The sequence below is a fragment of the Streptomyces sp. genome, assembly GCF_036566765.1.
Taxonomy (GTDB): Bacteria; Actinomycetota; Actinomycetes; order Streptomycetales; family Streptomycetaceae; genus Streptomyces.
The window spans coordinates 1-9,592 of sequence record NZ_DATCVQ010000758.1 but is presented as its reverse complement, the minus strand read 5'-3'; the positions used below and the strand labels follow the sequence as shown (position 1 = coordinate 9,592).

General features: G+C 71.3%; 7 protein-coding genes, 1 tRNA gene and 1 pseudogene. 1 reads left to right on the top strand and 8 read right to left on the bottom strand.

Translation table 11 applies throughout. The annotated features are described in order from the left end of the window. From VIU94_RS43825 to VIU94_RS43795, 7 genes are all read right to left on the bottom strand, one after another. On the bottom strand, window positions 1–1,437 hold a 1,437-nt coding region (locus tag VIU94_RS43825; RefSeq protein WP_331921172.1), incomplete at its 3' end, for a Rho termination factor N-terminal domain-containing protein. 441 nt (window positions 1,438–1,878) lie between these two features. Then, on the bottom strand, window positions 1,879–2,796 hold the full coding sequence (thrB, locus tag VIU94_RS43820) for a homoserine kinase (protein WP_331921170.1): 918 nt from the start codon (window positions 2,794–2,796) through the stop codon (window positions 1,879–1,881). A gap of 262 nt (window positions 2,797–3,058) precedes the next feature. Then, window positions 3,059–4,129, bottom strand: coding sequence for a threonine synthase (thrC, locus tag VIU94_RS43815; protein ID WP_331921168.1), 1,071 nt, complete (start codon window positions 4,127–4,129; stop codon window positions 3,059–3,061). Between the two features lie 6 nt (window positions 4,130–4,135). Continuing rightward, complete coding sequence (locus VIU94_RS43810; RefSeq protein ID WP_331921176.1) at window positions 4,136–5,434, bottom strand: homoserine dehydrogenase; 1,299 nt, start codon at window positions 5,432–5,434, stop codon at window positions 4,136–4,138. Window positions 5,435–5,542: 108 nt separating this feature from the next. Beyond that, on the bottom strand, window positions 5,543–6,934 hold the full coding sequence (gene lysA, locus VIU94_RS43805; protein WP_331921166.1) for a diaminopimelate decarboxylase: 1,392 nt from the start codon (window positions 6,932–6,934) through the stop codon (window positions 5,543–5,545). 11 nt (window positions 6,935–6,945) lie between these two features. Continuing rightward, window positions 6,946–7,989 carry an ArgS-related anticodon-binding protein NrtL gene (nrtL, locus tag VIU94_RS43800; RefSeq protein ID WP_331921164.1) on the bottom strand — a complete coding sequence of 348 codons (1,044 nt, stop codon included), beginning with the start codon at window positions 7,987–7,989 and terminating at the stop codon, window positions 6,946–6,948. Between the two features lie 168 nt (window positions 7,990–8,157). Continuing rightward, complete coding sequence (locus tag VIU94_RS43795) at window positions 8,158–8,610, bottom strand: response regulator (RefSeq protein ID WP_331921174.1); 453 nt, start codon at window positions 8,608–8,610, stop codon at window positions 8,158–8,160. A 166-nt stretch (window positions 8,611–8,776) separates the two neighbouring features. Between VIU94_RS43795 and VIU94_RS43790 the strand changes: the two genes are divergently transcribed. Next, window positions 8,777–8,848, top strand: a tRNA-Arg gene (locus VIU94_RS43790). A 141-nt stretch (window positions 8,849–8,989) separates the two neighbouring features. Here the strand turns inward: VIU94_RS43790 and VIU94_RS43785 are convergent. Continuing rightward, a pseudogene (locus VIU94_RS43785) lies at window positions 8,990–9,592 on the bottom strand (tyrosine-type recombinase/integrase); the annotation flags it as partial.

Sequence of the window (9,592 nt, the reverse complement as noted above, 5' to 3'; positions counted from 1 at the left end):
GGCGACCGTGGTGTGGTCCTCGGCCGGACGGTCGAAGGTCGAGGAGATGACCTCGCCCTTGACCGACCGCTGCATGTCGGTGACCTCTTCCGGACGCTCGTCGACCAGGACGACCATCAGGTGGCACTCGGGGTTGTTGTGGGTGATCGCGTTGGCGATCGCCTGCATGATCATGGTCTTGCCGGTCTTCGGCGGGGCCACGATCAGGCCTCGCTGGCCCTTGCCGATCGGCGACACGAGGTCGATGATCCGCGTGGTCAGCACACCCGGGTCGGTCTCCAGACGGAGCCGGTCCTGCGGGTAGAGCGGGGTCAGCTTGTTGAACTCCGGGCGGCCACGGCCGGAGTCGGCGGCCATGCCGTTCGAGGAGTCCAGGCGGACCAGCGCGTTGAACTTCTCGCGGCGCTCGCCCTCCTTCGGCTGACGCACGGCGCCGGTGACGTGGTCACCCTTACGCAGGCCGTTCTTGCGGACCTGGGCGAGGGAGACGTACACGTCGTTCGGGCCGGGCAGGTAGCCGGAGGTCCGGATGAACGCGTAGTTGTCGAGGATGTCCAGGATGCCCGCGACGGGGATCAGGACGTCGTCCTCGGAGACCTGCGGCTCACCGGCGGCGAACTCGTCACGGCCACGACGGCCACGACGGTCGCGGTAGCGGCCACGACGCCCGCGACGGCCACCCTCGTCGTCGAAGTCGTCCTGGGGGCCGGTGTTCTGCGGCTGGCCGCCCTGACGCTGCTGGCGCTGGCCGCCCTGGCCACCGCCCTGCTGGTCGTCGCCCTTGCCGCGGTCACGGCGGTCGCGCTGACGCTCGCCGCGGTCACGGCGCTCGCCGCGCTCGCCGCGGTCACGACGGCCGCGGCCCTCGGCGCCGTCGACGGCGGCCTCGGCCTTGGCGTCGGCCTGCGCGTCGGTACGGGTCTCGGCCTTGGCCTCGGCCTTGACCTCGCCCTCGGGGCTGCCCGCCGGCGCGGTGGCACGGCGGCGACGGCGCTCGCCCGCGGGCTGCTCGTCGCCGGCCTCGACGGAGACGGCGGCCTTGGGAGAAGGCTGGCCCGGGATGTCGATCTGCTGCTGGGCGGCCTTCTCGGCCTTCGGCGCGGCCGGCTCGGCGGCGTCGTCGCCCGTACGGGCCTTGGAGGTGGCGCGGCGCTTCGGCTTGGTCTCCGCGGTGTCGGCGGACTTCGCGGGGGCCTGGCCGCCTCCGGCCTGCGCCTCCTTGATGACCTCGATCAGCTGGCTCTTGCGCATCCGCGCGGTGCCCCTGATGCCGAGGCCGGACGCGACCTGCTGCAGCTCGGCCAGGACCATGCCCTCGAGGCCGGTGCCGGAGCGGCGGCGCCGTGCGGTGGTGCCAGTGGCAGCACCTGCGGCGGGCGCGGCGTTGTCGACACTGTTGTCGGCAGTCACGCCCATCAGATCGGTGGTGTCGCTCACGAAGGGTCCTTCCCTGGAGCGGACGTCGGCCATCTGGCTCGGCGACCGGTTGTGCTGTCCGGCATCGGTCCTGTTTGTGGACCGTGTCCGGGGCGGTGGTCCCGCCGGGTACGGCGGAAGAGAAATACGTGCTGTGGGTCCGGCCCGAGCCCCCTGCTCGGCCCTCACCGGGGAAGAGCGAGGGGTGTCGTGCCGGTTCCGGAGCGTGCTCGAAACTGCTCAGGCAGGCTGCTCAGGCAGTTGGGGAGGCTCCCGGAAGAATGGGTGGTCCCTGATGGGGACACTCCGCACCGCGCCACAAAGACGTCGGGTGCAGACTTGAGGTTAACACTACCGGCTCCAACAAACATTCCCCCTCTCCCTCACCGGCAATCCGTGTCCGCTCGAAAGCGCCGGTCGGAGCGGCCGCCCGATGGCCGCTCGCGACACGGAGCGCGGACTCTACGGAGCTAGCGGCAGGACACTCGCCCCCGACATGTCGAGGGCCAGACGGTTGGCGGCCCAGCCCTCGCCGGCCAGCCGGGCGACCTTGTCGGCCGTGCCCGGCTCGGCCAGCGCGAGCACGGTGGGTCCGGCGCCGGAGATGACGGCGGGCACGCCGTCGGCGCGCAGCCGGTTCACCAGCTCGATGCTCTGCGGCATGGCGGGGGCCCGGTACTCCTGGTGCAGCCGGTCCTCGGTGGCCGCGAGCAGCAGCTCGGGGCGGCGGGTCAGGGCCTCGACGAGGAGGGCGGCGCGTCCGGCGTTGGCCGCGGCGTCCACGTGCGGGACGGTGCGCGGCAGCAGGCCGCGGGCGGTCTCGGTCAGTACGGGGTTCCCGGGCACGAAAACCACCGGAACGATGGAATCAGCGGGCTCCATCCTGATCGCCCGCGCGGCGCCGGACTCGGTCCAGGCGAGCGTGAAGCCGCCGAGCAGACAGGCGGCCACGTTGTCGGGGTGCCCCTCGATCTCGGTGGCGAGTTCGAGCAGGGCGGCGTCGTCGAGCCTGGCGTCGCCGCCTATGGTCACGGCGCGGGCGGCCACGATGCCGGCGCAGATGGCGGCGGAGGAGGAGCCGAGGCCGCGGCCGTGCGGGATGCGGTTGGCGCAGACGACCTCGAGGCCGCGGGGCTGGCCGCCGAGCAGGTCGAAGGCCGTGCGCAGGGAGCGTACGAGCAGGTGGCTCTCGTCGCGCGGGAGCGTCTCGGCGCCCTCGCCGGCGATGTCGACGTGCAGACCGGAGTCGGCGACCCGGACGACGACGTCGTCGTACAGCCCCAGCGACAGGCCGAGGGCGTCGAAGCCCGGCCCGAGGTTGGCGCTGGTGGCGGGAACGCGCACCCGTACGGCGGCGGCGCGGAACGCGGGACCGGCCATCTCTCGATGACTCTCCTTGATTTGCGGGGTGGTTCGGAGGAGGTACGAAGAACCCGGGGGCCGCTCGCGCCTCACGGGCGACGACGGCAACGACACCGCGCATATGCAACGGGGCGGGCTCGGTACAGCCTATCGAAGGAAGGTTCTGTGGCGACATAGGGCGCACAGGAGGCGCACGATGCGTGTCGCGCGCCAACCTGTGCGCCTATGTGGGTTCCTGATCGGGTTTGACCCTGGATCAGGAACCCTCCGGCACGTGGGTTCAGACCAGTCCGAGCCGCTCGGCGGCCGTGGCTGCGTCCACCGGGACGGTGACCGGCTGCGGCGCGCCGGCGACGGCCCAGTCGGGGTCCTTCAGACCGTTGCCGGTGACCGTGCAGACGATCCGCTGGCCCGGGTCGACCTTGCCCTGCTCGGCGGCCTTCAGCAGGCCGGCCACCGAGGCGGCCGAGGCGGGCTCCACGAAGACGCCCTCCTGCGCGGCCAACAGGCGGTAGGCGCGCAGGATCTCACGGTCCGTCACCTCGTCGATGAGGCCGCCCGACTCGTCGCGCGCGGCGATCGCGTAGTCCCACGAGGCCGGGTTGCCGATGCGGATCGCGGTGGCGATGGTCGACGGGTCCTTGACGACCTCGCCGCGCACCAGCGGCGCGGAGCCGGAGGCCTGGAAGCCCCACATGCGCGGGGTGTGCGTCGCGAGGCCGTCCGCGGCGTACTCGCGGTACCCGCGCCAGTAGGCGGTGATGTTGCCCGCGTTGCCGACCGGCAGGACGTGGATGTCGGGGGCGTCGCCCAGCATGTCCACGATCTCGAAGGCGGCGGTCTTCTGGCCCTCGATGCGGACCGGGTTCACCGAATTGACCAGCGCCACCGGGTAGTTCTCGGAGAGCGCGCGGGCCAGGGTGAGGCAGTCGTCGAAGTTGCCGTCGACCTGGAGGATCTTCGCGCCGTGCACGAGGGCCTGGCCCATCTTGCCGAGCGCGATCTTGCCCTGCGGCACGAGGACCGCGGACACCATGCCGGCCCGTACCGCGTACGCGGCGGCCGAGGCGGAGGTGTTGCCGGTGGAGGCGCAGATGACGGCCTGCGCCCCCTCCTCCTTGGCCTTGGAGATGGCCATGGTCATGCCGCGGTCCTTGAAGGAACCGGTGGGGTTGGCGCCCTCGACCTTGAGGTGCACCTCGCAGCCCGTGCGCTCGGAGAGGACCTGAGCGGGGACGAGCGGCGTGCCGCCCTCACGGAGCGTGACGACCGGCGTCGCGTCCGTGACCGGAAGGCGGTCCCGGTACTCCTCGATGATGCCGCGCCACTGGTGGGTGCCCTTGGTGGTCATGGGTCCTTACTCCCCTTCAACACGCATGATGCTGGCGACACCGCGCACGGTGTCGAGCTTGCGCAGCGCCTCGACGGTCCCGGAGAGGGCCGCGTCGGGCGCGCGGTGGGTGACGACGACGAGAGAGGCCTCGCCGCCGCCGTCGGGTCGCCCTTGCTGGCGCACCGTATCGATGGAAACGCCGTGCTCGGCGAAGACCGTCGCGACCTGGGCGAGGACACCCGGCTTGTCGGCCACGTCGAGGCTGATGTGGTACCGCGTCACGACCTCGCCCATGGGGCTCACGGGCAGCTGCGTGTACGCGGACTCGCCGGGGCCCGTCGCCTCGTTGAGACGGTTGCGGCAGACGGCGACGAGGTCGCCGAGTACGGCGGACGCGGTCGGCGCACCGCCGGCGCCCGGTCCGTAGAACATGAGCCGCCCGGCCGCCTCCGCCTCGACGAAGACGGCGTTGTACGCCTCGTGGACCGAGGCGAGCGGGTGGCTGAGCGGGATCATCGCCGGGTGCACGCGCGCGGTGACGGACTCGCCGTCCGCGGCCCGCTCGCAGATCGCGAGCAGCTTGATGGTGCAGCCCATGCGCTTGGCGGAGGCGAAGTCGGCCGCGGTGACCTCGGTCATGCCCTCGCGGTAGACGTCGTCGAGCCGGACCCGGGTGTGGAAGGCGATGCCGGCGAGGATGGCGGCCTTGGCGGCGGCGTCGAAGCCCTCGACGTCGGCGGTGGGGTCGGCCTCGGCGTACCCGAGGGCGGTGGCCTCGTCGAGCGCCTCGGAGTACCCGGCGCCGGACGTGTCCATCGCGTCGAGGATGAAGTTCGTGGTCCCGTTGACGATGCCCATCACCCGGTTGATCTTGTCGCCGGCGAGGGACTCGCGCAGCGGGCGGATCAGCGGGATGGCGCCGGCGACGGCGGCCTCGAAGTACAGGTCCCGCCCGTGCTGGTCGGCGGCCTCGTAGAGGGTCGTGCCGTCCTGGGCGAGCAGCGCCTTGTTCGCCGAGACGACGGACGCGCCGTGCTCGAAGGCGGTCTTGATGAGGGTGCGGGCCGGCTCGACCCCGCCGATGACCTCGACGACGACGTCGATGTCGCCCCGTTTGACCAGGGCGGTCGCGTCGGTGGTGATCAGCTCCGCGGGGATGCCCGCGCGAACCTTGTCGGGGCGGCGGACCGCCACGCCGGCGAGCTCGACCGGCGCGCCGATGCGCGCCGCGAGGTCGTCGGCGTGCGTCGTCATGATGCGCGCCACCTCTGAGCCGACCACACCACAGCCCAGCAGCGCCACCTTCAGCGGACGCGTACGCATCATCCGACCTCGTTTCTCATACTTCTTCGTATCTCTACGGTGAGGACCAGTCTCACTCACCGGACGGAGGTTTCTGCGCTCCGTCCGGATCCTGAGACATCTATTTCATCAGCCGACATCGAGACGCAGGAGATCCTCCTCCGTCTCGCGCCGGACGATCACCCGGGCCTCGCCGTCGCGGACGGCGACGACCGGCGGGCGAAGAGCGTGGTTGTAGTTGTTGGCCATGGAGCGGCAGTACGCCCCGGTCGCGGGCACCGCGATCAGGTCGCCGGGCGCGACGTCGGCCGGCAGGAAGGCGTCCCGTACGACGATGTCGCCGCTCTCGCAGTGCTTGCCGACGACGCGGGAGAGCATCGGCTCGGCGTCGGAGGTGCGCGAGACGAGGGCGACGCTGTACTCGGCGTCGTACAGCGCGGTGCGGATGTTGTCCGACATGCCGCCGTCGACGGAGACGTACGTGCGCAGCCCTTCGAGGGGCTTGACGGTGCCGACCTCGTAGAGGGTGAAGGCGGTGGGCCCGACGATGGCACGCCCGGGCTCGACGGAGATCCGAGGCGTGCGCAGCCCGGCGGCCTCGCACTCCCGGCCGACGATCTCGTTCAGCGCCTTGGCGATGTCGTGCGGCTCGCGGGGGTCGTCGGCGGAGGTGTAGGCGATGCCGAGCCCGCCGCCGAGGTCGATCTCGGGCAGCTCGACGCCGTGCTCGTCGCGGACCTCGGCAAGCAGCTGCACGACACGACGAGCGGAGACCTCGAAGCCCGCCATGTCGAAGATCTGCGACCCGATGTGCGAGTGAATCCCGATGAGTTCCAGCCCGTCGAGCCTGAGGGCGCGGCGGACGGCCTCGGCGGCCTGCCCGCCGGCGAGCGCGATGCCGAACTTCTGGTCCTCGTGCGCGGTGGCGATGAACTCGTGGGTGTGCGCCTCGACGCCGACGGTGACACGGATCTGCACGCGCTGCCGCTTGCCGAGGGACTGGGCGATGTGCGCGACGCGCACGATCTCCTGGAAGGAGTCGAGCACGATGCGCCCGACGCCGACGCTGACGGCCCGCTCGATCTCCTCGGGGCTCTTGTTGTTGCCGTGGAAGGCGATGCGCTCGGCGGGCATCCCGGCGGAGAGGGCGGTGGCGAGCTCGCCGCCGGAGCAGACGTCGAGGTTCAGCCCCTCTTCCTTGAGCCACCGGACGATCGCGCGGGAGAGGAAGGCCTTCCCCGCATAGAAGACATCGGCATCGGCCCCGAAGGCATCGACCCAGGCACGACACCGCGCACGGAAGTCGGCCTCGTCAAGGATGTAGGCGGGGGTGCCGACCTGCTGCCTGATCTCCTCGACGGTGAGCCCGCCGACGGTGACCAGGCCCTCGTCGTTGCGGCGCACGGTCCGGGCCCAGACCTTGGGGTCGAGCCGGTTGAGGTCGGCGGGCGGCCCGGAGTAGTGCCCCTCGGGGAGGACGTCGGCGTGGCGGGGCCCGGCGGGGTGGGCGGAACGGCTCATGGCTGCATCTTTCAGATCTGATCGGGTGCGCTGATGCCGAGCAGGGCGAGGCCACCGGCGAGCACCGTCCCGGCGGCTTCGGCGAGCGCGAGCCGGGATCGGTGGGCGGCCGAGGGTTTCTCGTCGCCGAGCGGCAGGACCGTGTGCTGGAAGGCGAGGAGCGCGTCGGCGGTGGCTTCGAGGTGCCGGGCGACCCGATCGGGGGCGCGGAGGCGGGCGGCCGAGGCGAGTACGGCGGGGTGGTCGCGCAGCAGGGCGGTGAGCGCGGGCGCGTCCACGGCCTGCTGCGGCTCGCTCCGGAAGCCGAGCTGCTCGGCGTTGCGGAGGAGGGCCCGGGTACGGGAGTGGGCGTACCGGACCCGGAAGAGGGGGTTGCCCTCGTGCTGGTGGAGAAGTTCGTCGCCGAGCCTGGCGTGGTCGTGCGCGGCGGCGGAGAGCAGCCCCCAGCGCGCGGCGTCGCGCCCGAACCGCAGGAGCAGCTCGGAGGCCGTGTACGGCACGGGAAGCGGCGCGATGTCGGTCACGAGCCGCCCCCGCGCGTGCTGCGCCTCGATCCGCACGCCCAGCTGGGCCCAGTCGGGATCGGCGGCGTCCTCGCAGGCGACGCGGAGGAGGGTGCCCTGGAAGAGCAGGATCCGGCGGATGGCGTCGGCGGTGACGGCGGCGCGGACGTCGGCCCGGTGAACGGGCTGGGCGAGGTCCCCGGTAGGGGGCCGACGCCCGTAGTCGACGCCGAGCCGCAGGATGCCGCTTACAAGTTCCTGCTGCGTATCGCTGCTCAAGGTGAAGTTGAGGAACCCGGGCCCGGTGATGTCGACACGGGAGATCTCGGGGTTGCCCTGAAGCCGCTCGATGATCGCCAGCCCGACCTCACGCGGGCTGCACCCGGCCTCGCGGGCGAGCGCGAGCGCGACGTTGCTGGCGTAGTCCCCGCACCCACCGGGCCGAGCCCGCTCCACGACGACCCGCGCCGGAACGGTGACACGCAACGCACCCTCGTCGACCGCACGGCGCACGGCGTGCTGCACGGTGAGAGAGAGGTCCGCGGGGGTCACGGGACAAGCGTATGGGAGGAGGGGGGTGGGAACGCGAACCGGTTTCGGAATGCGGTCATGTGGTGGGGGCTGGGAGGAAGGGGCCGGGAGGAAGGGGCCGGGCCGGGCGAAAGAGAAACTGAGGGAGGCAAGGAGTCCTGGATGCTGCAGTGCTGGAGTGCTGAGGACTCACTTACGGGGAGTACTGGCCCGCCCGGCCCCGTGTCTGCTGCCGTCGACGGACGGCGGCCCCTCCGCTTCCTGTGGTGGCCGGCGTCCGTCGTGCACGAGCTGCCGCACGACGCGCACGAGCTCGGCCGGCTCGAAGGGCTTGGCAAGGAAGGCGTCGACACCGGCGGCGAGCCCGCTCTCGACCTCGTACGGGGTGCAGGCGCTGATGATGGCGACGGGCAGCCCGCTCGTCTGCGGATCGTCCCGCAGCTTGGCGGCGGTCCGCAGACCGTCGAGCCGCGGCATGACGACGTCGAGAGTGACGACATCAGGACAGACCTGATGCACGACATCCAGACACTCGGCACCATCGGCCGCGGTCACCACCTCGAACCCCTCAAGCTCGAGATTGACCCTGATCAACTGACGGATCACCCGGTTGTCATCGACAACGAGCACTCGCCCGGACACGCCTGACACAACTCGAGAGTAGGCGTCCGGTCACGGCTGCGTCCCGGTTTTCCCCACTTCCGACCCGTGCGGGGGAACGGCGCCCCGTCACGCCCCGGAAATACCTGTTCACGGGCACGCCCACGATGCTGGTAGGGTTCTACCCGTCGCCGCCGAACGCGGCAACGCCCCCGTAGCTCAGGGGATAGAGCAACGGCCTCCGGAGCCGTGTGCGCAGGTTCGAATCCTGCCGGGGGCACAGAAGCCGGAACAGCGTGATCAAGCCGCTGACCAGCAGAAGTGCCAGACATCAAGAGCCGGACTCAGTCCCACTGAGTCCGGCTCTTTGTCGTTGTCTATCACTGGTCCCGTGTGAGTAGCGTGTGAGCTTCCGTGGCCCTCACTGGGCGTCCAGCACCCACCCCATGGCCTCTTCGATCTTCCTGTTGTTCAGCTCCTCGTGCCCGTCGATGCAGCCCTCGTACCGACGGTGGATGACCTCAGGCGAGTTGCCCGCGCGGCGGGCCACTTCGGCGACCGGGACGCCTGCGTTCAGCCAGTTCGTGATGCAGGTGTGCCGCAGGTCGTACGGCCGGTGGGCGAGCGGGGATTCCACCTTCTCCGGCGGAAGGGCGATCGGCCGAGCCTCCTGCCAGACCCTCCAGTAACTGGACGTCCCGAGCACGGCACCACGCTCATTGGCGAAGAGCCGGCCGTCCTTCGCCGTGCCGAACTCGGCTATGTGCGCGCGGAGCATGGCGACCAGCGGCGGAGGAATGGGGACCGGCCGGTCCGCCTTGGGCTCCCGGGACTTGAGCCCGCGCTTGTCGTGGCGCTGTCCCGAGTCCGTCCACCGCTTGCCGGACACCGGCCGGGTCTCCGTGAGGGTCAGCGTCCCCCACCCCTTCTCCGGGAGGTAGCAGTCCTTCTTCCGCAGCCCCACCGCCTCGGCCGGCCGCATCGCCGCGTACATCTGGCAGGCGAAGAAGGCGACGAGTCGCCG